This window comes from Brucella anthropi (genome assembly GCF_046630315.1).
GTDB classification, from domain to species: Bacteria; Pseudomonadota; Alphaproteobacteria; order Rhizobiales; family Rhizobiaceae; genus Brucella; species Brucella anthropi_A.
In genome coordinates this window covers 42,595-65,072 of sequence record NZ_LQBD01000014.1, presented here as the reverse complement: position 1 = coordinate 65,072, position 22,478 = coordinate 42,595, and the positions used below count along the sequence as shown (strand labels likewise).

Sequence of the window (22,478 nt, the reverse complement as noted above, 5' to 3'; positions counted from 1 at the left end):
AGGCCGGTTGGACCGGCCTTTCCGTATGTGTCGCTTCGGATCAATCCTTGCCGAGGAGACCTTTCCAGATGATCGCGCCGATAGCCGCGCCGACAAGCGGGGCCACCCAGAACAGCCAGAGCTGGCTGAGCGCTGCCGTATCGGCGAAGAGCGCAACGCCGGTCGAGCGGGCCGGATTGACCGATGTATTGGTGACAGGGATCGAGATCAGGTGGATCAGGGTCAGGCCGAGGCCGATGGCGATCGGCGCAAAGCCAGCCGGGGCAAGCGACGAGGTCGAGCCCAGGATGATGATGAGGAAGAAGGCCGTCAGGACGATTTCGATGAGCAGGCCCGCCATCATGCTGTAGCCGCCCGGCGAAAGTTCGCCATAGCCGTTCGAGGCGAGGCCGCCCGCAGAGAAGCCTTCCTTGCCGGAAGCGATGAGGAAGAGCACGGCTGCGGCTGCAATCGCGCCCAGAACCTGTGCGACCCAGTAAGGGATAAGGTCCTTGGCCGGAAGGCGACCGGCCACCATCAGGCCCAATGAGACGGCGGGATTGAAGTGGCCGCCGGAAATGCCGCCCACGGCATAAGCCATGGTCAGCACCGTCAGGCCGAAAGCCAGCGCGACACCGAGAAAGCCGATGCCCAGTTCAGGGAAGGCGGCGGCGAGGACCGCGCTGCCGCAGCCACCGAAAACAAGCCAGAATGTTCCGAAAAATTCGGCCGACAATTTATTCAACATGGAAATCCCCAGGGTTGGTGTAGTGAAACTGCCGCATGCGAATCATTTATCCAGAAGCATATAATCGTCTTTTTCTTTCAACAATCATGTTTAACTTTGTATCGGCTGCTTGTTTTCTGTGGATTTTCCCGCTTTATTTAAGCAATTCAAAATATACTATTCTTGTATGCGAATTTGCTTTTATGCGTTCCTTCCGATTTCCCCCGGAAAACGGCAAGTGCCGACGGTCCGGCTTGCTTTCAGCGGTGGCCAGATGCCCGGCCATATTGCGCAGAGGGAGGGCGGCACGTTATAAGCACAATTGTCGAACGGGCGACGCGGCCAGTGCAAAAGCGATTGGCAGGTGATTTCGCGGGGCAGATTGGAGTTGTCAGCCTTGAACATTCATCCTGGGACGAAGGCGCAAAGGCTTGTTTTGGGGGCCGTCAAAGTCGTTCCGATTGTTGCAGCCCTGTCGGGCTGCACCGCGACGGCATGGACGGAAAATATGAAGATCGACAGCACGCCCATGCCGACCGAATGCGCAGGCTGGCAGAAGATCGATCTCAAGCAGCGCACGACGCTGGTTCTCCTGCGTGAAGATCCGCGCCTTGTGGTCGATATCGACGCGCATAATCTCAAGGGCCGCAATCTCGGCTGCTGGCAGTAGCCGGAATTTCAGGCGGGACTGCCCAGGCGGACGTCGACTTTTTCGATGGTGCCGCGCAGGGCCGGCAGCATCGTTTCGAAGTCGATATGCGCACCCGGTTTCAGCATTGCTTCGCCCGGCGCCAGACGGCGCTCGCGTTTGCTGCCGTCGCTATAGGTTATCGTGACGATCAGCGGCGGCGCGGCGCGTTCCTCGGTTGTGGGGTTGCGAATGCGTCCGCCGACACTGAGAACATCACCCTTGTCGCGTGCGCCGATACTGGTTTTCAGATCGGTAAGCTGGAGCGCCGAAACGAGCGGCAGCGTCGGGGTGCCGACGGCTGAAGGCTTGTCGGCAAGGAGCGTATAACCGCCCGCGACCCAGAAAGCCGTGGTTGCGCAAAGGGCGACGAAAACCCAATAGCCGAAGCCTGGCCATTGGCTTTGGAGCCCTGTTTCCCGCATATGTTCCGGCGTGCGGAACGCCTTTTGCGCGATGCGGGAGGAAAAGGATTTCCGGGCGGGGGAGGCTGGAATGACGGTTTCGAATTCGGCGTCCTCGACCGGCCCGGCATCGCTGGCAAACCATGCCGCGGGACCGCCTGCGCGCGAAGACGCACGCGACATCTGCGCTGTCGATGGGCGTTCCGCCATCATGACGTCATCTTCCTTTGCGTTTTTTGCTCCTTCGGCTGGCGCCACACACTGGCGCATAATGGTTAATGCTTCATGGCCGCAGCAAAGGTTACGCATTTTTTAAGGTCCGTTCGGGCGGATTTAACGCAACATTAACCATAGAGGATAAAGGTCGATCCGAGATCGATGTCATCCGTGCGTCTTGCAGCGCATGGGCAATTTAAGAGAAACAGTCGGTGATACGTTTTGAGAATGTCGGCCTGCGATATGGAATGGGTCCTGAGATCCTGCGCGATGTCAGTTTCCATATTCCGCCGCGTTCATTCCAGTTCCTGACCGGCCCTTCCGGGGCGGGAAAGACGTCGCTCATGCGCCTTCTCTTCATGGCGCTGAAGCCGACGCGCGGCCTTATCAATATTTTCGGCAAGGATGTCGCGCGGCTCAATCATGCGGAAATCCCGCTTTTGCGCCGCCGCATCGGTATCGTGTTTCAGGATTTTCGCCTGCTCGACCATATGACCACCTATGAGAATGTGGCGCTTCCGCTGCGTGTGCGCGGAAAGGAGGAGGCCACTTATCGCCATGAGGTGGAGGAACTTCTGCACTGGGTTGGGCTCGGCGACCGCATGAATGTCTTGCCGCCGGTTCTTTCGGGCGGTGAAAAACAGCGCGCCGCCATTGCCCGCGCGCTCATCGATCAGCCGGAACTGCTTCTGGCCGACGAGCCGACCGGCAATGTCGATCCGCCGCTCGCAAAGCGTCTCCTGCGCCTTTTCACCGAGCTGAACCGCTCCGGCACCGCCGTGATTATCGCGACCCACGATCTTTCCCTGATGGATCAGGTCGATGCGCGGCGCATGATCCTCGAACATGGGCGGCTCGACATCTATGATTGATGCAAGGAACGCCTGGCGACGCACATTGGATGATATCCGGGTCCGTCTGGAAGACCTCAAGGACATGCTGCTCGTGCGCATCGGCAAGCGCCGGAAGCGCCAGGGGCCAAGCCCCATCGTTCCCGATGGGAGCGTGACCGGCACGGCGCTGGTCATCGTGATTGCCATCATGACCTTCCTGGCATGCCTGACGATGGGCGGCGTGACGCTGGTTCGCGCCTCGGCCGCCGCCTGGCAGAGCCAGATCGCGCGCGAAGCCACGATCCAGATCCGGCCTGTCGACGGGCAGGACATGGAAAAGGCGCTGGCTGAGGCAAGCGAGATCGCGCGCGGTTTTGCCGGTGTGAAGGGCACCAGCATTATCGACAAGGCTGCGACCGCGCGCCTGCTCGAACCATGGCTCGGCAGTGGTCTCAATATTGATGAATTGCCCGTGCCGCGTCTTGTCGTGGTGACGATCGATGAAAATGCCCCGCCTGATTTCGAAATCATGCGGGCAGAAATCACACGCGCCATTCCGGCTGCGACCTTCGACGATCATCGCACCTGGGTCGACAGGCTTGTCTCCATGGCGCATACCACGGTGCTGGTCGGAACCGCCGTTCTTTCGCTTGTGATCGCCGCAACCGTTTTGACCGTCATTTTCGCCACGCGCGGCGCAATGTCCGGCAATGGCCACATTATCGAGGTGCTGCATTTCATCGGCGCCGAATCCAAATTCGTCGCGCGGGAGTTCGAATGGCATTTCTTCCGCACGGCGCTGAAAGGCGCCCTGTGCGGCGGGGCGGCGGCCATGCTGGTCTTCCTGATCTTTTCCTGGTGGGCGTCGAGCCATATGGCAACGCCCGAGGGCGATCAGGCCGCCGCCATGTTCGGCAATTTCGCCATCGGGCGCGACGGCTATATCGGGGCTGGCGTCATCATCATTCTGGTGAGCTTCCTGACCATGCTGACCAGCCGCCTGACGGTGATCCGCCAGCTTGCGACCATGGACGGTCCGGGAGTACGCTCCGAATGAAGACCGTCTCCGATACCGGCGCTTTCAGGACGCGATTTTCGGCTGCTTCTCCGATATCTCGCCGCAATGCCGGCTATGATGGAAGAAGAGATGGTACGCGAATCCCGCAAGCGCCAGCGGGCGGGCACCGGTCGAATGACGATGCAGCGGCACAGAGGCAGACAGCAAACGGATTTTTCGCAGGAGATGTGGTCTGGCGCCGCAGCCGGAACCGCGTTGACCTGCAATCCTTTGCACTTGCGTCCGGCAATTTCCTATGGTCTGTCATGATGCGCATGTTCAGACGTTTTCAGCCCGTTTCCATCGTTTTGTTTGTCATTGTTCTGGCGTTTCTCGCCGGCTTTGTCGTGTTCGGTGAAAAAGTCACCAGCATGCAGCCTCCGGTCATCGACGAGCCTGCCGATGCGATCATCGTTCTGACCGGCGGCCAGTCCAGAATCCAGGCGGCAATCGATCTCCTGAAGGACAAGCGCGGAAAGCGCCTGCTCATCAGCGGCGTTCATCCGTCGACGGGGGAAAAGGCGCTGCAACGCGCGACCCATGCCGACCAGAGCCTGTTTGATTGCTGCGTCGATCTCGACCGGTCGGCACTCAACACCATCGGCAATGCCACCGAAAGCGAGCGCTGGATCCGCGCCCATAATTATCATCGCGTGATCCTCGTCACCAACAATTACCATATTCCGCGCAGCACGCTGGAAATGTCCTATCGGATGAAGGATGTCGTGTTCATACCCTATCCGGTCGTGAACGGGGAGCGCCGCGAACACAGCTGGGTTGCGGAAGGCGATACATTGCGCGTGCTCCTCATCGAATATGTGAAATATCTGGGGGCTGCCGTTCGTGTCGGGACGACCGAAATTCTTGGCACGCAATCCGGGGGAGCGCAGTCCGGGGGAATGCCGTCCGGGCAAGGGGCAGCGACCGCGGGCTGATCTTGTCGCCGCATCGCAATTTCCTGATGGAAAAGGCCGATCTTCCTGATATATCGTGCCGTCACTTTCAGCAGAAAGTACAGACTTCGTGCGTGGCCGTTTACCGGAAGCCGGAAGCGAAAATGCGCTGTCTGTTCGTTTTTACGCATTATCCGACGCAAAACCGCTTCGCACTTTTGCTGGAAATGCTCTAGCCAGGATCGCCACCGACAGATGCTCCTTTACCTGCGCTCTATCCTGTTCAATGCGGCGTTTTACATCTGCACATTCGTTCAGATGGTCATCTACACGCCGTTCTACTTTCTGCTGCCGCGCAAGAAGGCCTGGATCGTGCCGAAACTGTGGGCACGGGTCAATCTGTGGCTCCAGAAGCATATTGCGGGGACAGGCTGCGTGGTCGAGGGATTGGAGAACATTCCCGAAGGCGCCTATATCTGTGCGCCGAAGCACCAGTCGGCCTGGGATACCTATGCTTTCCTGCCCTATCTCGATGATCCGGTGCTGATCCTGAAACGGGAACTGATGCACATTCCGCTTTTCGGCTGGTATATAGCCAAGATGCAGATGATCCCGGTGGATCGCGGTTCCCGCGTCAAGGCCCTGCATTCCATCACCAAGGGCGCGGAAAAGGCGATTGCGGAAGGCCGCCAGATTCTCATCTATCCGGAAGGCACGCGCAGATCGCCCGGCGCGCCGCCACAGTACAAATATGGTATTGTGCATCTCTACGAAGCGCTCAATCTGCCGGTGGTGCCGATTGCGCATAATGCGGGCCTCTACTGGCCGCGTCGCAAGTTTCTGCGTTATCCGGGAACCGTCCGCGCCCGCGTTCTGCCGCCCATTCCGCCGGGCCTGCCGAAAGAGGAATTTCTCAGAAGGCTGATCGAGACGACGGAGACGGCCTGCGACGAATTCCTGATCGCCGCCAGCCGCGATTCCAATCCTCCCCCGATGCCCCTCACCGCCGTTAAGCGACTGAACGAACTCGGGGTTTGACTTCACAGCATGGTAACGGCCTGATCACGTTCAATTGCGTTGCGAGAACGACAATTCGCCGCGTTTTCTTCGACTTTCGTTTTTCTTGCGCGCAACCCTGAAACCCGTTATCAGAGCCCGACACGAAAGGACACATCATGAATATTGATGCCATCTCCATCGGCTCCAATCCTCCTGAAGACGTCAACGTCATCATTGAAGTGCCTGTCGGCGGCCAGCCGATCAAGTACGAGATGGACAAGAAGGCCGGCGCCCTCATCGTCGACCGCTTCCTGTATACGCCAATGACCTATCCGGGCAATTACGGCTTCGTGCCGCATACGCTTTCGGAAGATGGCGATCCGATCGACGTGCTCGTCTGCAACACCCGCCCGCTGATCCCCGGCTGCGTCATCAATGTGCGCCCGATCGGCGTGCTGGTCATGGAAGACAATTCCGGCAAGGACGAGAAGATCATCGCCGTTCCGTCGCCGCACCTGACGCGCCGCTACGAGAAGATCCACGATTATACCGATATGCCGGAGATCACGCTCAAGCAGATCGCGCACTTCTTCGAACACTACAAGGATCTGGAGCCCGGCAAGTGGGTCAAGATCGGCGATTGGGGCGACGAAGATTACGCCCGCAAGTTCATCGTGGAAGCTATCGAGCGCGCCAAGGGCAAGTAAGCGACAGCTATCCGACCTATTGAAAACAAAAGCGCCCGGCAATGTCCGGGCGCTTTTGTTTTGGAGACATGTTTAAAAACAAGCAGATGGAGCATTTTCAATGATTCAATCAAAACAGGAAATGCTCCAGGCTTGCTTATGATGCGCTTACAGGAAAAGCGGCAGCAGCGTCGTCCACATGAACTGGCGGATGAAGAAGATAATCAGCAGCAGGATGATCGGTGAAATATCGATGCCGCCGAGATTGGGCAGGAGATTGCGGATCGGGCGCAGGACCGGCTCTGTCACCTTGTAGAGAAATTCCCCGATCGAGGCCACGAAACGGTTGCCGGAATTGACGACATTGAACGCATAGAGCCATGAGAAAATGGCGCTCGCAATGATGATATAGGTGTAGATATCGAGCGCCAGATCAATGGTGCGGAACAATGCGATCATGAGGGCCTCCTTGGCAATTGGCCGAGATGTAGCGGTTGCATGGGGCAAGAACAAGGGCTGAGCGCGCGGACGCCGGAAATTTTGAGAGGCGCAGCAAGCGCTTTCAGCCGCCTGAACCGCCGCATTGTCGTTGAATATTGCCGTGAATGAGATCGTTGACATGTTCCAGCCAATGGTCGCGCACGCGCATGTTGCGCAGATGCTGGAGCGTATTGGCGACATAATCCACATTGGCGCCGGAATCGCCGCGGGCCGAGGCGACGATTGCCGCTGCATTTTCGGCCGACAGGGACCCGGCATACTGGACGTGGCGGCGGTCGGCGACATAGGTGATCGCATCCACCGTGCGCCCATCGGCCAGACGCAGGCGCAGCTGCCTTTCGTGGTAAACCTGATTCGACATCTCCCTTTCGCGCAGATAGGTCATCACTTCGCCCGACATGTCGCCGGGCACGCGAAAAGCGATGCCGAGGCACGAACCGCCGGCATCCAATCCCAGAACAAGACCCGGTCTATCCGGCGTTCCGCGATGGACATGCGAATAGATGCACAGACTCCGCCTGTAGCCGTAAAGCCGCGCGCGCACCGTTTCCACATGCGCGAAGCCCGGCCGCCACATCAGCGAGCCGTAGCCGAAAACCCAGAAATCGTTCATCCGACTGTCATTGCGAGGTGTGGTCATGAGGGTGTCCATAATGGATCACTGAACGCTGATTTCCACCGGTAATCAACGGATATCCCTCGATTTTTCTTCCTCATCGCTTCACAAGGCACATTCCTGCCATAATATGGCCAACAGTCGGGGGGAGCAAAACATATCGGGGCCGGGATATTTCATCCGGCCCGGAGCGAGGCTCGTGCAACCGTCTGATTTAATGTAAGGCTTTTGAAATGGCGCATACTGGAATGAACGCACCGAAAGCCAGAAAGCGTCCGATCGCGCTTATCGTCATTCTCCTTGTCCTTGCTGCCGGCTATACGGCGGGCTGGTTCTATATCGCAAACAGGCTTGAGGCGCGCGCCAGGGCCGACATGGCCAGGCTTGCCGCGCAGGGTGTGGGCGTGAAATGCGAAGAGCTGCATATGGGCGGCTATCCCTTGCGCGTGAATGTCATCTGCGACAGCATCTCCTGGCAGCGCCCTTCCGAAGGCATGTCCTTCCGCGCCGGGCGTTTCACCTCGGGCTTTCCGGTCTATGCGCCGCGTTCGCTCTCGAACGATCTGACCGGCCCGGCCTTCATCGAGTTTCCGGGACTAGCCCCGCTGGAAGTCAACTGGAGCAAGTTTACCTCCAACACCCGGCTGGCGCGTCCATTCCCGACCGAAATCGAGCTGGCCGCCCGTGAGGTCGCGGTCGGCCTTCGCACCGAAGCCACCAAGACCGAGCCCCTCAGCACGCTTGAGCAGATGGATTTCCGCATGAGCGAGGCGGATGGCGCCTTGAAGATCAATGGCCGCTTTGCCGGCTTGAAGCTTGACAAGGCGGCGATCGGCAGCGCCACCAGCCCTGAAATCGACGGTGTGGCGGATATTGACATCGCCGATGCCGCGACGCTGCTCGCAAGGAGCGATGTGCCTTTTCAACAGCGGCTGCGCGGCCATTCCGGCACGGTCAACCAGGCGTTCCTGTCCATGCCCAATGGAGCCATGATTTCCGTTGCCGGGCCGTTTTCGGTCGATGGTGACGGGCTGATCGATGCCGATATCAAGCTTACGCTCGTCAACCCGCAATCGCTGGCGCAGGCGGGACAGACCGTATTCCCCGAGCATGGCGGCAACATCGCCACCATTCTGTTTGCTCTCTCGGCCATGCCGAAAGACGAAAACGGCAATCCCGTGATGGAGATCGCTGTCCGCAAGGGCAAGGCCAGCGCCGGATTTATTCCGCTCGGGCGCCTGCCGGTGCTTTAGGGGAGTAGGGGAGTAAGGAAATAGGGCAGTAAGGCAGTAGGGCAGTATGTTTGCTGCCCTATGCGTTTCCTACTTCTTTTCACTCGTCCGTGTCGCGGCCTGACGGCCGAAATCAGGTGCATCCACTTCCTGACCCGCATCGATAATGCCGCGGCGGACAGCGCGCGTGCGTGTGAAAAGATCAAACAGCGCTTCGCCGTCGCCCCAGCGTATCGAGCGCTGCAGCGAGGCCAGATCCTCCGAAAAACGCCCGAGCATTTCGAGGATCGCATCCTTGTTATGCAGGCAGACGTCGCGCCACATCGTCGGGTCGGACGCCGCAAGGCGGGTGAAATCACGGAAACCGGAAGCGGAATATTTGATGACTTCCGACTTCGTCACCTGTTCCAGATCGCTGGCCGTGCCGACAATGTTGTAGGCGATGATATGCGGCAGATGCGAGACGATGGCCAGCACCAGGTCATGGTGCTGCGGGTCCATGCGGTCAAGCCGCGAACCGCAGGCGATCCAGAAATCGCTCAGCCTTTCCAGCGCCGCCTCATCCGTATCGGGCAGGGGCGTCAGGATGCACCAGCGGTTGGTGAAGAGTTCCGCAAAGCCAGCGTCGGGGCCGGAATATTCCGTGCCCGCCAGCGGATGGCCGGGAATGAAATGCACATTCTCCGGCAGTTCCGGCTGCATCTGCGCGATCACGGAAGCCTTGGTGGAGCCGACATCCGTGACGATGGCGCCGGGTTTGAGGTTTGCCGCGATCTGGCGCGCGACAGTGCCTGACGAGCCGACCGGCACCGATACGATCACCAGATCGGCGTCCCTGACGGCCTCGGTGCTGTCGGTGGTGTAGCTGTCGCCAAGCCCCAGTTCTTCGGCGCGTTTCAGCGTTTCGCTGCTGCGGGTTGCAATGGCGATGTGATCGGCGAGCTTCTCACGCCGGATGACGCGGGCCAGCGAGGAACCGATGAGGCCGATGCCGATGAGGGCGATCTTGTCGAAATGAACCGTGGACATGGATTTACTTCAAAAATTCGCTCAGGGCAGCGACGACGCCGCGATTGGCTTCTTCCGGCCCCACCGTCATGCGCAACGCATTGGGGAAACCGTAACCGCCGACGCGACGCAGGATATAGCCGCGCTTCGAGAGCCATTCGTCGGCCTTGTCAGCCGAGTGGGCGGCATCGTCGGGGAAATGGATCAGCAGGAAGTTCGTCACCGATGGCGTTACCCTGAGGCCAAGCCGGGTGAACTCCTCTGTCAGCCAGCCAAGCCATTTGTCGTTGTAGGTGATCGACTTTTCGACATGGGCGCGATCGCGGATCGCAGCCGCACCGGCGGCAATGGCGGCAGAATTCATGTTGAACGGGCCGCGGATGCGATTGACGGCATCGACCACGTGCAGCGGTGCATACATCCAGCCGATACGCAGGCCCGGCAGGCCGTGGATTTTCGAGAAGGTGCGCGTCATGACGACATTCTCGTTCGATGAAACGAGTTCGAGGCCGGATTCATAATCATTGCGGCGGACATATTCGGCATAGGCCGCATCGAGAACCAGAAGCACGTGCTTCGGCAGCCCGGCATGCAGGCGACGGACTTCCTCAAAAGGCAGATAGGTGCCCGTCGGGTTGGCCGGATTGGCGATGAAGACAATCTTCGTGCGCGGCGACAGGCCAGCCAGAATGGCGTCCACGTCGATCCGCTCGTTCTTTTCCTTGACCGTCACCGGCGTTGCGCCAGCGCCCAGCGTCTGGATCTTGTAGACGGCAAAACCGTGTTCGGTGATGATGGCCTCGTCGCCCGGTGCAAGATAGGTCTGGCAGATCAGGCCGAGCAGCTCATCGGAGCCGTTGCCGCACAGGATATTGGCCATGTTGAGCCCCTGTGTCTCGGCGATGGCCTCGCGCAGCGCCAGCGCCTGTCCATCAGGATAAAGCTCCAGTTTTTCGCCTGCGTGGCGATAGGCTTCGACCGCATGCGGGCTTGGACCGATCGGCGTTTCGTTGGAGGAGAGCTTATAGACCTTGGCAACGCCTTCCACATGTTCCTTGCCGGGCACATAGGCTGCGATGTCGAGCAGGCCTGCCTTGGGCTGGGGACGGGTAAGGTTCTGCGTATCGGTCATGATTTTGGCTCCGCCAAAAGGTCGATGTTGAAGGTATGATGGGGCATATCCCGCCATTGCGTTCAAGTCGAGAAAAACATTGCCCGGTGACAGGTATGGATCGCCGCAACTGTACGTTTTTGCGGGCGTTGATGCGCAAATGTGCTAGTTTTTATGATCCGGTTTGTGCGGTCGCGCCGGGGCTTTCCGCAATCCGCCGACAGGTGTTCCTTGCGGTGCGAGAACCGGAACGAAAACGCGGCGCGACGAGCGCTGGGCGACGGGCAGTCCCTGATAGAGCCGCTTTTGCGCCTCCACAACCAGAACGCCCGAAAAGACCGGCCACAGCCGCCGTCCCATGCCTTCCAGCGCCAGGCATGGCCGCATCATCCACCGGCGCGTGGCGGGTGGAAAATGCAGGGCGTCGCTGACCTCGCTGACCGTGAAATTGGCTTCCCGCAGCAAGGTGGTGAGCTGGGTGCGGCTGTAGGGTCGCCCGCTGCCGAAAGGCGTGTGCTCGAAGCGCGCCCACAGGCCCCGCCGGTTCGGCACCACGATGACGAGCCGCCCATTGGGGGCGAGGATGCGCCACATCTCTTTCAGCGTTTCCGTCGAGTTTTCCGCATATTCCAGCGCATGGACCATCAGCACGCGGTCGATCGAGGAATCGGGCAGCGGCAGCTCCTCGTCGAAAACAAGCGCTGTTGCCGTTTTTTCAGCCGAAGGCCACGCCACGGCTCCCTGGCCCGCCGGCATGAAGGCGAAGGTGCGTTCGGTATCGGCGCCGAACCGGTCGAGATAGGGCAGGCTGTAGCCCATGCCGACAAGCCGCTCGCCCGGCACATGCCCCCACAGTCCGGCCAATGCCATGCGGATCGCGCGCTCGGCGAGATGGCCCAATGTCGTGTCGTAAAATGATCGCAGTTCGATGATGTCCGGATGCATGGATGCCACGCTATATGAATTCTCGACGCTGGGAAATGGAGAAGCCGGGGCATCTTTATCAGATGGGGTGCAATTTCCTCAAACCATGCTATAGAGCGAGCCTTTCCGGTGCCTTTGATGGGGCCGAAATCTGCGCGAAAGCGAACGATCAGGAGAAGCAGCAGATGCCCGAAGTTGGTGGCAAGACAATCGAAGTGCTCTTTGGCCCGGATGAGATTGTCGGACGCAATCTCGACCTCGCCAAGGCCATTGCCGAACGCAAGTTCCACAATCTGCTGACGATTTCGATCCTGAAAGGCTCCTTCATCTTTGCAGCCGATCTCATCCGCGCCATGCACGATGCCGGTGTGGAGCCCGATGTCGAATTCATCACCGTTTCGAGCTATGGCAAGGGCACGACCAGCACGGAAGTGCGCCTGCTGCGCGATATCGACAGCGATGTGCGTGACCGCGACGTGCTGCTGATCGACGATATTCTGGAATCCGGCAAGACATTGAAATTCGTGCGCGAACTCATGCTGGAACGCGGTGCGCGCAGTGTTTCCATCGCTGTTCTTCTCGACAAGAGCGTGCGCCGCAAGGTCGATCTCGATGCCGATTTCGTGGCTTTCGAGTGCCCGGATTATTTTGTCGTCGGCTATGGCATGGATGTCGGACACGCTTTCCGCCAGCTGCCTTATGTTGGCCGGGTGATGGAATAACCCCGCCCGGCGTCTGTGCCATCAGATCAATCGAATTTCAGCAGGCGCTGCAAATATTCCTTCTCCATCTGCGGCGTCAGCGCATTGCCGAGCTTGCGGCGGATTTCGTCGAGAATTTCCCGCGCGCGCTGAATATCGATTTCGCCGGGAATCTTGACGTCATCGTTGAGCCCGCTGTCGCCGGTGCCCTGTTGGCGTCCTAGCGGGTCCTTGCCGCGATTACCATTGGCGCCATTCTGGCCCTGGCCTTGCTGGCCCATGGCTTGCTGCATCTTCTGCATCATGTCGCGTCCGCCGCGACGCAGCGCATCGAGCGCGTTGCCCTGCTGGTCGTTTGCTTCCGCGCCTTCGCTGCGGCCGAGCGCATCCGTGGCGTTGCCCATCGATTTTCCGGCCTCCGAAAAATCCTTGCCGGGTTCCAGCCCCATGCCTTTCAAATCATCCATCAGCTTTTGCAGGTCGGACTGGAGGTCTTTCTGCTGCTGCTGAAGCTTGCGCATGGCTTCCGCCATATCGGGCGGAATATCGCCTTTTCCGTCCTGCCCGTTCTGGCCCTGACCGTTTTCGGCTTCACCGCCGGGTTGACCGCCCCCCATGGAGCCGTCATCGCCGGGGAACATGTTGTCGCCCAATTCGCCTTCGTCGTCGCTGCCGCCGAACTGGCGCTGCATCTTCTGATCGAGATCGAAGGTCTCGTTCATCGTCTTTTGCTGGCGCTGCATCAGCTCGCCGAGCTTGTTCATCTGCTGCTGCATCTGGCCCTGCTGGCCCCGCTGGCCTTGTCCCTGACCTTGCTGGCCCTGCCGCGCCTGCCCCATCTGCAAATTGTTCATCAGGTTCTGCAATTGCGACAGTAATTGTTCGGCCTGATCGCGTGAGCCCTGCCGCGCCAGGTTCTCGATCTGGTCCATCATGCGCTGCAAATCCTTTTCGGTCATCATGCGCGCATTGGGGTCGGGGGGCTGCCGACGGGCATTCGGATTTTGCTGCTGGCGCTCTGCAAACTCCCGCAGGAAATCCTGCATGGCCTTGCGCAGTTCGGCGGTCAGCTTCTCGATTTCTTCCTGCGAAGCGCCGTTCTGAAGCGCGTTGCGCAAGGCTTCCTGGGCTTGGCGCAGACGCCTTTCGGCAGTGGAAAGATTGCCGTCCTCGATGCCGAGCGCAACCTGCCACATATAGTCGGCCGTATCGCGCAGGTCGTCATCGCTTCTGGCCAGCCGCAGGCGGGTGCGGATTGTCACCAGACCCAGATAATGGGCGGCATTCCTGATGGTTTCTTCGGGGCGAAGCGTGATTGCCGACAGCATGTCGAGAACATGATCGCGCTCGGTCGCATCGAGCGCCAGAATGCGGCGCTGCTCGGCAACGGCACGGGCAAGCGGATTGCTGAAAGGGCGCTCCGGCAAGGTGATGATCTTGGTTTCGCTGCGCCCCGTATGGCCTGCGGCATCCGTCACGACAAGCGTGAGCGCAACCTTTTCGCCTGCCCATGGGTGCTCGGTCAGGTCCTTCGACGTCGTGGCGTCCTTCACGCCACGGCGCGGCAGGGCCAGCGGCAGTTCCGGCGCATCGTAAAGCGGGGCGGTTTCCTCGTCATCGTCATTGTCGAGCGGAACGATCTCGCCTTCGGCCTTCACCGGCGCATAGTCGTCATCGATCTGGTAGGAAAGCTGCAACGTGCCATTCAGCGCATGTCCCGGCTCTTTCGTGAAGCGGATCGTCGGCGGAGTGTCCGGGGTGACGGAAAATTTCCAGCGGGCATCGGTGCCGGAAAGCGCCACGGTTTCGTCCTGCTGCAAATCATAGCGGAAATTGCGGCTTCCATCGACGAGGGCTTCCTGGGACGGCGCTTTCTGGTCCTCGCCGGCTTTGACCGGCTGCACGTCGCGGCGCTCGCCCCTCGCATCGGTCGCGGTCAGGCGTTCGGAACCGCCGCCGATCACACGGACCGAGAGAATGCTGCCCTGAGGCACGGTGATCGCGGCCTCGTTGCCGTCGTTGGTGGCGGTCAGGAAGACAGGCGCGCGCCCGGTATAGCGCGGCGGCGTTACCCATGCATCGATGCGCGCAACGGCGGTGCCGTCGCCCGGACGAATGTGAAACGCATCGGCAATGCGCCCGCTGTGCGGGCTGAGGCTGTAGGCAGAGGCCGTTACGAAAAGGAGGGCAATCACCGCGCGGATGCCGAGGGGGTCATGTTCGGGAACACGCGTATAGGGCAGGCCGGATTGCAGGTTCCTCAGCCGGTTCGCCATGCGGCGCTGGTGTTCCCGCCACAGGGCGACGGCGAACGGATCCTGTTCTCCGGTTGCCAGGCTGCCCGTCTGGACGGCGAGCGGCTCGTGGGCGAGACTGTTGATTGCCTCGATGCGGCTTGTAACGTCATTCTGCGTCGGGGCGCGAAACCGAAACGGCAGGTAGAGCGCAATGAGACCGGCAAGGCCGAACAGCGCCAGCACGCCGATATGCAGCCAGCGCGGCATCATGCCGAACAGGCCGAACCAGCTCAGGCTGGCAAACAGGCCGGCAAGCAGAATCAGCGGCAGGACGAGAGGCCAGAAGCGCTCAAAGCCGATCGACAGGAAGGCGCGCAGACGCAGGCGGCGCAGAGCGGCGCCTTCCCCGGAAAAGAGCCGCAGGAAGGCATCCCGCGCGGCGCGCTGCCTGTCCTTCCTGTCCTTGCTACGATCCGTCATCTGGGCTTTCTGGCGTGTATCGCGTTTTCATCTTGCAACAGGATAACACGCATCATGGCAAAGGCGAGGCTTCGCCATGATAATTGTACGCGTGGGATTTATAGCCACTCCGGCACGGAATCGAGCGCCAGCAATTCCTCATAGGTGCGGCGCGGGCGAACCACATGATAGCGGTCGCCATCGACCAGCACTTCGGGAATGAGCAGGCGGCTGTTATAGGTGCTGGAAAGTACGGCGCCATAAGCGCCGGTGGTGCAAACGGCGATCAGGTCGCCCGGAGCGGGTTTCGCCACTTCCCGGTCGAGCCCCAGATAATCACCCGTCTCGCAGACCGGGCCGACGAAATCGGCGCGGATACGCGGGGCCTCGTCCTTCGGCAGGGCGACCGGCTTGATGTCGTGGAAGGCATCGTAAAGCGTCGGGCGGATGAGATCGTTCATCGCGGCATCCACGATGACGAAATTCTTGGCGTCGCCTTCCTTCACGAAGATCACTTCCGTCACCAGAAGCCCCGCATTGCCGACGATCAGGCGGCCCGGTTCGAACACGGTTTTCAGGCCCAACGGCTTGAGGTGTTTTGCGACGATTTCCGCATAGGCCACAGGCAGCGGCGGCGGCGTATTGTCGGTGCGGTACGGAATGCCAAGCCCGCCGCCCACATCGACATGGCGGATATTGTGGCCGTCGGCCTGCAATTCCTTCACCAGTTCCGCCATCAGCGCGAAAGCATTGTCGAACGGTTCGAGGTCGATGATCTGGCTGCCGATATGCATGTCGATGCCGACCACGTCGAGGCCGGGCAGGCTTGCCGCACGAGCATAGGCCTCGCGCGCCTTGACGCGGGGAATGCCGAACTTGTTTTCGGATTTGCCGGTGGAAATCTTGGCATGGGTCTTCGCGTCCACATCGGGATTGATGCGCAGCGATACGGATGCGACCTTGCCTGCCTTGACCGCACGGGCGGAAAGGATTTCCAGTTCCGGCTCGGATTCGACGTTGAAGCAGTAAATGCCCGCTTCCAGCGCAAAATCCATCTCGTGCGGGGTCTTGCCGACGCCGGAAAAGACGATTTTGCTGGCCGGGATGCCCGCCGCAAGCGCCCGGCGAATCTCGCCTTCCGAAACGGTGTCGGCACCGGCGCCAAGCTTTGCCAGCGTTTTCAGCACGGCCTGGTTGGAATTGGCCTTCAGCGCATAGGTCACGAGCGTTTCCATGCCGGCAAAGGCGTCGCTGAACACGCGGAAATGGCGCTCGATGGTGGCGCGGGAGTAGACGTAGAAGGGGGTGCCGACGGCCTGTGCGATTTCAGGCAGGCTGACATTTTCGGCGTGAAGGACGCCGTTGCGATATTCGAAATGGTTCACGGAAAAGGCCCTGCAGCAGAAACTTACAACAGCTTGTCGAGGATGATCGGCTTGTCTTCCTGCGGTTTCGGCTTGGTGTGGCCCTGCTCGTCCGTCACGATGGCGGATGGCGGCGGCTCCAGCGGGCCCTTGCGACCGCAAGCGGCGAGCGTGGCGCTGAGCGCGGCGATCAGAAGCACGGAAGAAATAACGGAGCGGCCTGTCATCAGCTTTGGTTCCCGAAATATATACTCTTGCGATAGGTCTAACGCATAATGCCCGAAAGTGGAATCATCCGTTCGACAGATGATTCCACATGACATCATGTTGATCGATTATCAGGCCCTGGTAATCCGTTTTTTCCAGTAACGGATCTGGCGGCGCACTTCCTGCGGGGCGGTTCCGCCGAAGGACTGGCGGCTCTTGACCGATTTTTCAACCGTCAGATAGCCGAAGACCGCATCCGTGATGCCGGGATGGATCGATTGCAGTTCCTCCAGCGAAAGCTTCGCCAGATCGACCTTGCGGCTTTCGGCAAGCGCCACCGCGCGGCCTGTGACGTGATGGGCCTCGCGGAAGGGCAGGCCCAGTTCCCGCACCAGCCAGTCGGCAAGGTCGGTCGCGGTGGAATAGCCCGAACCCGCAGCTTTCTTCATCGAGGCGACATTGATCGTCAGGTCGCGCACCATGCCGGCCATGGCCGCAATGGCGAGTTCCAGATTTTCGGCAGCGTCGAAGACCTGTTCCTTGTCTTCCTGCATGTCTTTCGAATAGGCGAGCGGCAGCCCCTTCATGATGGTCAGAAGGGCGATCAGCGAACCGTTGATGCGGCCTGTCTTGGCGCGGACCAGCTCGGCGGCATCCGGGTTCTTCTTCTGCGGCATGATCGACGAGCCGGTGGAGAAGGCATCGGAAAGGCGCACGAAGTTGAATTGCGGCGTGGACCAGATGACGATCTCTTCGGCAAGGCGTGAGAGGTGTCCGGCGCAGATTGCGGCAAGCGACAGGAATTCCAGCGCATAATCGCGGTCGGAAACGCTGTCGAGCGAATTGCGGGTCGGCTCGCGGAAGCCGAGCGCCTTTGCCGTCATGTGACGGTCGATCGGGAAGCCGGTGCCTGCAAGGGCCGCAGCACCCAAGGGCGATTCGTCCATGCGCTCGATTGCATCGCGCACGCGCGACAGGTCGCGGCCGAACATTTCCACATAGGCCATGCAATGATGGCCGAAAGTGACGGGCTGCGCGGTCTGGAGATGGGTGAAGCCCGGCATGACGGTCGCCGCATGTTCTTCGGCGCGCTCAAGGAAGGCTTCGATCAGGTTTTTCAGGGCGGCGGCGGTCTTTTCCAGTTCCCGCTTGACCCAGAGACGAAAATCGACGGCCACCTGATCGTTGCGCGAGCGGGCGGTATGGAGCCGTCCGGCGGCAGGGCCGATCAGGTCGGCGAGCCGCGCCTCGATATTCATGTGAATGTCTTCGAGCTTGCGCGAGAAGGTGAACTTGCCGTCCTCGATTTCCTTGAGAATGGTTTTGAGGCCGTCCTCGATCTTTCTGTGGTCTTCCGCCGCAATAATGCCCGTCTTTGCCAGCATGGCTGCATGGGCGAGCGAGCCTTGAATATCCTGCGCATAGAGCTTGCGGTCAAAACCGATCGATGCATTGATCTCTTCCATGATCGCATCGGGCCCTGAGGCAAAACGGCCGCCCCACATCTGGTTGCTTGATTTTTGTTCGCTCATGCTCATATGCCCCGGTGACGGTTGGCGGAATATTGGAAAGAAGTGACGCGACATGGCAGAAGACAACGAAAAGGCGAATTCCGAACAGAATGCGAAATCGGGAAATCGCAAGATCGTCCTTCTTGCCGCCCTTGCCGGTGTCATTGCCGGTATTGGGGCGGTATACGTGATGGAGCGGCCTTCTGGCAATGTGGTAGCTGCGAATGTTTCTGCCGAAAATGACCAAGCGTCCGCCCAATGCGCCCTGAAAGCCGATGCGCTGAAGGCGCTGGATGCGGCGGCAAAAGGCGACGTGGCTGCGATGCGCGCTGCCGAAAAGCCGATTTCGGTCGCGCATATCGCCTTCACCGGCCCGGACGGCAAGCAGATGACGCTGGGCGACTACAAGGGCAAGACGCTGCTGGTCAATCTCTGGGCGACATGGTGTGCGCCCTGCCGCGAGGAAATGCCGGCCCTCGACAAGCTTCAGGGGGAAAAGGGCGGCAATGATTTCGATGTGGTCGCCATCAATATCGATACCGGCTCTGACGATAAGCCCAAGGGCTTCCTGAGCGAGATCGGCATCAAGAATTTGACGCTGCACCGCGATGCTTCCATGGCGAGCTTCAACGAATTGAAGCGCAAGAACCTGGCTTTTGGCCTGCCTGTGACGCTTCTGGTGGACAAGGATGGCTGCCAGATTGCATCCATGAATGGTCCCGCGCAATGGGACGGCGCTGACGCTATAAAGCTGATCGAGGCCGCGAAATCGCTTTAGACAGTAAACCCGGCGCGTTTCAACCGCACGATGGCAAGATCGAGTGCGGATAGAAAAGCCGAGCGATCTTTAGGTGAAAATGGTGCGGGGCCGCCGGTGATTTCTCCGGCGGAACGCAGGCTGTCCATCAGGTTGCGTGTCGCCAACGTGTTGCCGATGGTGCTTTGGGTGTGAACGCGGCCGTTCGGGGCGATGACCGAAGCGCCCTTCTCCAGCGAGCGGCTGGCCAAAGGAATGTCGGCGGTAATCACGATGATGCCGGGACGGGCGTTCTCCGCGATCCAGTCGTCGGCGGCGTCGAGCTTGTCCGACACGACAACCCGTTCCACGCGCTCCGCATCACGCGGGATGGCGATGAAACTGTTGGCCACCAGCATGACCGGCAGATGGTGCCTTTCCGCCACGCGGTAGATTTCAGCTTTCACCGGGCAGGCGTCGGCATCGACGAGAATGCGGATTGTTTCGGGTTCATTGTTCATGCCGCTTCATAAAATGCGGGCGACTGTTTGGCAAATTCAACGCTGCGATCAGTTTTATGCGATAGGCGTTCGTTGCAAACCGGTATATGGCGGGCCGCGAAAGTGAGATTTCCGCCATGGTCGCCCGTTTCTTCCCCATCATGTTTGTCCTGCTTTGGGCCACCGGCTTCATCGGTGCGGGGCTTTCCATGCCTTATGCGGAACCGTTCACTTTCATGGCGGTGCGTTTTTCCATCGCAGCCGCCATCATGACGCTTTGGGCGCTGGCAAGCCGGAGCATCTGGCCCAAGGGCGATGTGCTGCTTCATGCGGCGATTGCCGGCTGTCTCATCCACGGCGTTTATCTGTCCGCACTGTTCTGGGCCGTTCACCATGGCCTGCCCGCCGGAATGTCAGGCCTCGTGGCCGGTCTTCAGCCTATGCTGACCACGCTGATCGCGGCCATTCTTCTGGGAGAACGGGCGAGCGGGCGGCAATGGGCCGGGCTGCTGATCGGCTTTTGCGGTGTCGCCATGGTGGTATGGCCTAAATTTTCTACCGGTAGCGGCGTCGATCCGAAAAGCCTGGCTGCGGCTTTCGTCGCCGTGCTGGCTATCAGCACCGGCACCGTCTGGCAGAAGCGTTTCGGCACGGCTGGCGATCTCAAGGCGGGAACGGCGGTGCAATATATTGCCGCCGCCATTTTGACCGCTCTTTGCGCCTTCGCCTTCGAAACACGCATGATGATCTGGTCGCCATCGCTGGTCTTTGCGCTGGTATGGCTGACGCTTGCCATTTCCATCGGCGCCATTCTGGCGCTTCTCGTCATGATCCGCGAAGGCGCCATGTCGAAAGTCGCATCGCTGTTTTATCTGGTGCCGGGAACGGCTGCGATCATGGCCTATCTGATTTTCGGCGAGACATTGTCGGCCATCCAGATTGCAGGCATGGTGGTGACGACGCTCGGCGTGGCGCTCACTACTTTGCGTCGTTAAGCTCGGGTTGCTGTTCGCGCTTGCGAAAAATCATGATCGCGGCGTTTATTTCCGCACCGATGATGAAAATCGCCGACAGCATGTAGAGAAAGACAATCGCCACCATGATCGAGGCCAGCCCCGCATAGGTGGAAACATAATTGGCGAAGGTTTCCAGATATTTTGCAAAGGCCATGGCCGCGGCAAGCCATGCGATGAGCGTGAGCAGGATGCCGGGCAGAATGTCACCCAGACTGCGGCGCCCGGCCGGAAGCCAGATATGCACCATGAACAGCGCCAGAACCAGAACCGCCACCGCCACCGTATAGCGCCAGAAGGCAATCGTGCCGGTGAATGGCGCAATGTCGGGAAACCATTGTTCGGCAATGCGCACGGCAAGCGGGGCCAGAACCAGCAGGAAGCTGATTGCCATGAGGCTCAGCGTGCCGACGAGAACGAAGCCCAAGCTTTGCAGGCGGCAGAAAATGATCGAGCGCTGGTCGGTGACGCGATAGGCGCGGTTGAGCGCGATGCGCAGCGCCTCGACGCCGTTGGAGGCAAAATAGGCCGCCGCGATGACGCTGAGGGTCAGAAGTCCGCTGCGTTGCACGGTCAGCACGTTCATCACCTCATTGGCGATGGGAGCGGCGATGTTCGATGGCCACATGTCGAAGATGACATGCACCGCCGTATCGGCAAATTCCTTGGTGCCGAGAAAGCTCGCAAGCGTCGTGGCGAAGATCAGGAACGGAAACAGCGCCATCAGGCCGGAAAGCGCGATATGGCTGGCGAAAGCCCAGCCGTCGTCCGAACTGAAATGGCCGATGACATCATAGGTGATCTGACGGAGAAAACGTTTGATTTTTCGCATCCGCAGATTTGTCCCCAAAGTCGCGATTGGCGTCCGATATGTGCTCAGCCTGTGTTTCAAGGCTCTTAAATCTAGCATCGGTCTGCGGATTGCAAGGGCAGGACCCGTTTTAAAACAGGGCCGAATCACGCAGTCTTGGTGAAATGGCAGCGGGAAACAGACATATGGCTCCGGCAGAACCCGGTCAAAAACGGCAGCGCAGCATCATCGTCACCGGCTGTTCCTCCGGTATCGGCGCTTATTGCGCCGAGGCGCTTCAGAGCCAAGGCTGGCGCGTCTTCGCGACCGCCCGCAAGGAGGCCGATATTGCGGCGCTCAAGGCAAAGGGAATGGAGGCGCATTATCTCGACTATACGGAGCCGCAGTCGATCGCCGCGCTTGCCGACGAGGTTATGCGCCAGACTGACGGCAAGCTCGATGCCTTGTTCAATAATGGCGCTTATGCCCAGCCCGGCGCGATAGAGGACTTGCCGGTCGAGGCCCTGCGCCAGCAGTTCGAGGCCAATTTCTTCGGCTGGCATGATCTCACCCGGCGCGTGGTTCCCGTCATGCGCGGGCAAGGGCACGGGCGCATCGTGCATTGCTCGTCGATCCTGGGGCTGGTGCCGATGAAATGGCGTGGCGCTTATGTGGCGTCCAAATTTGCGCTTGAAGGGCTGATGCTTGCGCAACGCATGGAGCTGGAAGGCTCCGGGATCGAGGTGTCGCTGATCGAACCCGGTCCGATTGCGTCGCGCTTTACCTATAATGCCGCCAGCCACGCCAAGGCCAATATCGACATGGAAGCTTCGGTGCATCGTGAGCTTTACCTACGCCAGATGGCGAAACTGGAAAGCGGCGGCACAAAATCCAAGAACAAGCTTGGACCGGAAGCCGTCTTTGCTGTACTGCTTCATGCATTGGAGGCGCCGCGTCCCCGTCCGCATTATGTGGTGACGAGACCGGCGAAACTTGGGTCACTGGCGCGGCGCCTGATGCCTGCGCGCTGGCTCTACCGAATGCTGTCCGACCAGTCATGAGGTCTGGAACAGTACGCATGGGAAG

At 59.8% G+C, this 22,478-nt stretch carries 24 protein-coding genes; 11 read left to right on the top strand and 13 right to left on the bottom strand.

What is annotated here, in order from left to right; all coding sequences use genetic code 11:
• Positions 1 to 40: 40 nt before the first annotated feature.
• A complete protein-coding gene (aqpZ, locus tag AVM02_RS10105; RefSeq protein ID WP_411506835.1) occupies positions 41 to 727 on the bottom strand; it encodes an aquaporin Z in 687 nt (228 codons plus the stop codon).
• A 376-nt stretch (positions 728 to 1,103) separates the two neighbouring features.
• Between aqpZ and AVM02_RS10100 the strand changes: the two genes are divergently transcribed.
• A complete protein-coding gene (locus AVM02_RS10100; protein WP_411506834.1) occupies positions 1,104 to 1,376 on the top strand; it encodes a hypothetical protein in 273 nt (90 codons plus the stop codon).
• Between the two features lie 8 nt (positions 1,377 to 1,384).
• On the opposite strand, the gene AVM02_RS10095 is transcribed toward AVM02_RS10100, so the two are convergent.
• A complete protein-coding gene (locus AVM02_RS10095) occupies positions 1,385 to 2,011 on the bottom strand; it encodes a hypothetical protein (RefSeq protein ID WP_411506833.1) in 627 nt (208 codons plus the stop codon).
• Positions 2,012 to 2,262: 251 nt separating this feature from the next.
• Between AVM02_RS10095 and ftsE the strand changes: the two genes are divergently transcribed.
• From ftsE to ppa, 5 genes are all read left to right on the top strand, one after another.
• The gene (ftsE, locus tag AVM02_RS10090) at positions 2,263 to 2,886 is read left to right on the top strand and encodes a cell division ATP-binding protein FtsE (protein WP_235925422.1); all 624 of its coding nucleotides are present in this window, start codon (positions 2,263 to 2,265) and stop codon (positions 2,884 to 2,886) included.
• Positions 2,861 to 3,904: a cell division protein FtsX gene (locus AVM02_RS10085; RefSeq protein WP_411506832.1), complete on the top strand. Its 1,044-nt coding sequence runs from the start codon at positions 2,861 to 2,863 to the stop codon at positions 3,902 to 3,904. The genes ftsE and AVM02_RS10085 overlap by 26 nt, the downstream gene beginning before the upstream one ends.
• Positions 3,901 to 4,839, top strand: coding sequence for a YdcF family protein (locus AVM02_RS10080; RefSeq protein ID WP_411506831.1), 939 nt, complete (start codon positions 3,901 to 3,903; stop codon positions 4,837 to 4,839). The genes AVM02_RS10085 and AVM02_RS10080 overlap by 4 nt, the downstream gene beginning before the upstream one ends.
• Positions 4,840 to 5,052: 213 nt before the next feature.
• Positions 5,053 to 5,835: a lysophospholipid acyltransferase family protein gene (locus AVM02_RS10075; RefSeq protein WP_411506830.1), complete on the top strand. Its 783-nt coding sequence runs from the start codon at positions 5,053 to 5,055 to the stop codon at positions 5,833 to 5,835.
• A 137-nt stretch (positions 5,836 to 5,972) separates the two neighbouring features.
• A complete protein-coding gene (gene ppa, locus AVM02_RS10070) occupies positions 5,973 to 6,503 on the top strand; it encodes an inorganic diphosphatase (RefSeq protein ID WP_002965058.1) in 531 nt (176 codons plus the stop codon).
• Between the two features lie 147 nt (positions 6,504 to 6,650).
• On the opposite strand, the gene AVM02_RS10065 is transcribed toward ppa, so the two are convergent.
• Together AVM02_RS10065 and AVM02_RS10060 are read right to left on the bottom strand one after the other, a co-directional pair.
• A complete protein-coding gene (locus tag AVM02_RS10065) occupies positions 6,651 to 6,941 on the bottom strand; it encodes a YggT family protein (RefSeq protein ID WP_006467933.1) in 291 nt (96 codons plus the stop codon).
• A gap of 103 nt (positions 6,942 to 7,044) precedes the next feature.
• Positions 7,045 to 7,623 carry a gamma-glutamylcyclotransferase gene (locus AVM02_RS10060; RefSeq protein ID WP_411506829.1) on the bottom strand — a complete coding sequence of 193 codons (579 nt, stop codon included), beginning with the start codon at positions 7,621 to 7,623 and terminating at the stop codon, positions 7,045 to 7,047.
• A gap of 209 nt (positions 7,624 to 7,832) precedes the next feature.
• Here AVM02_RS10060 and AVM02_RS10055 point away from each other — a divergent pair, with 209 nt between their 5' ends.
• Positions 7,833 to 8,852, top strand: a complete 1,020-nt coding sequence (locus AVM02_RS10055; protein WP_411506828.1) for a DUF2125 domain-containing protein — start codon at positions 7,833 to 7,835, stop codon at positions 8,850 to 8,852.
• Positions 8,853 to 8,921: 69 nt separating this feature from the next.
• On the opposite strand, the gene AVM02_RS10050 is transcribed toward AVM02_RS10055, so the two are convergent.
• The 3 genes from AVM02_RS10050 to AVM02_RS10040 all read right to left on the bottom strand — a co-directional run bounded on the left by AVM02_RS10050 (position 8,922) and on the right by AVM02_RS10040 (position 11,895).
• Complete coding sequence (locus AVM02_RS10050) at positions 8,922 to 9,860, bottom strand: prephenate/arogenate dehydrogenase family protein (protein WP_411506827.1); 939 nt, start codon at positions 9,858 to 9,860, stop codon at positions 8,922 to 8,924.
• A 4-nt stretch (positions 9,861 to 9,864) separates the two neighbouring features.
• A complete protein-coding gene (hisC, locus tag AVM02_RS10045) occupies positions 9,865 to 10,971 on the bottom strand; it encodes a histidinol-phosphate transaminase (protein WP_411506826.1) in 1,107 nt (368 codons plus the stop codon).
• Between the two features lie 144 nt (positions 10,972 to 11,115).
• Positions 11,116 to 11,895, bottom strand: coding sequence for a class I SAM-dependent methyltransferase (locus AVM02_RS10040; protein ID WP_411506859.1), 780 nt, complete (start codon positions 11,893 to 11,895; stop codon positions 11,116 to 11,118).
• Between the two features lie 164 nt (positions 11,896 to 12,059).
• Between AVM02_RS10040 and hpt the strand changes: the two genes are divergently transcribed.
• Positions 12,060 to 12,596, top strand: a complete 537-nt coding sequence (hpt, locus tag AVM02_RS10035) for a hypoxanthine phosphoribosyltransferase (RefSeq protein ID WP_411506825.1) — start codon at positions 12,060 to 12,062, stop codon at positions 12,594 to 12,596.
• A 26-nt stretch (positions 12,597 to 12,622) separates the two neighbouring features.
• Here the strand turns inward: hpt and AVM02_RS10030 are convergent, their stop codons facing one another.
• The 4 genes from AVM02_RS10030 to argH all read right to left on the bottom strand — a co-directional run bounded on the left by AVM02_RS10030 (position 12,623) and on the right by argH (position 18,374).
• Positions 12,623 to 15,292 carry a TIGR02302 family protein gene (locus AVM02_RS10030; protein WP_411506824.1) on the bottom strand — a complete coding sequence of 890 codons (2,670 nt, stop codon included), beginning with the start codon at positions 15,290 to 15,292 and terminating at the stop codon, positions 12,623 to 12,625.
• A 98-nt stretch (positions 15,293 to 15,390) separates the two neighbouring features.
• Complete coding sequence (gene lysA / locus AVM02_RS10025; RefSeq protein ID WP_411506823.1) at positions 15,391 to 16,656, bottom strand: diaminopimelate decarboxylase; 1,266 nt, start codon at positions 16,654 to 16,656, stop codon at positions 15,391 to 15,393.
• Positions 16,657 to 16,679: 23 nt separating this feature from the next.
• A complete protein-coding gene (gene lptM / locus AVM02_RS10020; protein ID WP_411506822.1) occupies positions 16,680 to 16,862 on the bottom strand; it encodes an LPS translocon maturation chaperone LptM in 183 nt (60 codons plus the stop codon).
• 111 nt (positions 16,863 to 16,973) lie between these two features.
• The gene (gene argH / locus AVM02_RS10015) at positions 16,974 to 18,374 is read right to left on the bottom strand and encodes an argininosuccinate lyase (protein ID WP_411506821.1); all 1,401 of its coding nucleotides are present in this window, start codon (positions 18,372 to 18,374) and stop codon (positions 16,974 to 16,976) included.
• 52 nt (positions 18,375 to 18,426) lie between these two features.
• Between argH and tlpA the strand changes: the two genes are divergently transcribed.
• Positions 18,427 to 19,131, top strand: coding sequence for a thiol:disulfide interchange protein TlpA (gene tlpA, locus AVM02_RS10010; RefSeq protein WP_411506820.1), 705 nt, complete (start codon positions 18,427 to 18,429; stop codon positions 19,129 to 19,131).
• Here tlpA and AVM02_RS10005 read toward each other — a convergent pair.
• Positions 19,128 to 19,610 (bottom strand): YaiI/YqxD family protein, encoded by a 483-nt coding sequence (locus AVM02_RS10005; protein ID WP_411506819.1) that lies wholly within the window; start codon positions 19,608 to 19,610, stop codon positions 19,128 to 19,130. The two genes, tlpA and AVM02_RS10005, sit on opposite strands and share 4 nt — an antisense overlap.
• A 116-nt stretch (positions 19,611 to 19,726) precedes the next feature.
• On the opposite strand from AVM02_RS10005, the gene AVM02_RS10000 reads away from it, so the two are divergent.
• Positions 19,727 to 20,584, top strand: a complete 858-nt coding sequence (locus AVM02_RS10000) for a DMT family transporter (RefSeq protein WP_411506858.1) — start codon at positions 19,727 to 19,729, stop codon at positions 20,582 to 20,584.
• Here the strand turns inward: AVM02_RS10000 and AVM02_RS09995 are convergent.
• Entirely contained in the window at positions 20,568 to 21,434 is an 867-nt protein-coding gene (locus AVM02_RS09995) for a YihY/virulence factor BrkB family protein (protein WP_411506818.1), read from the bottom strand. The genes AVM02_RS10000 and AVM02_RS09995 overlap by 17 nt on opposite strands.
• A gap of 164 nt (positions 21,435 to 21,598) precedes the next feature.
• On the opposite strand from AVM02_RS09995, the gene AVM02_RS09990 reads away from it, so the two are divergent.
• Complete coding sequence (locus AVM02_RS09990; protein ID WP_411506817.1) at positions 21,599 to 22,453, top strand: SDR family oxidoreductase; 855 nt, start codon at positions 21,599 to 21,601, stop codon at positions 22,451 to 22,453.
• The last annotated feature ends 25 nt before the right edge of the window (positions 22,454 to 22,478 follow it).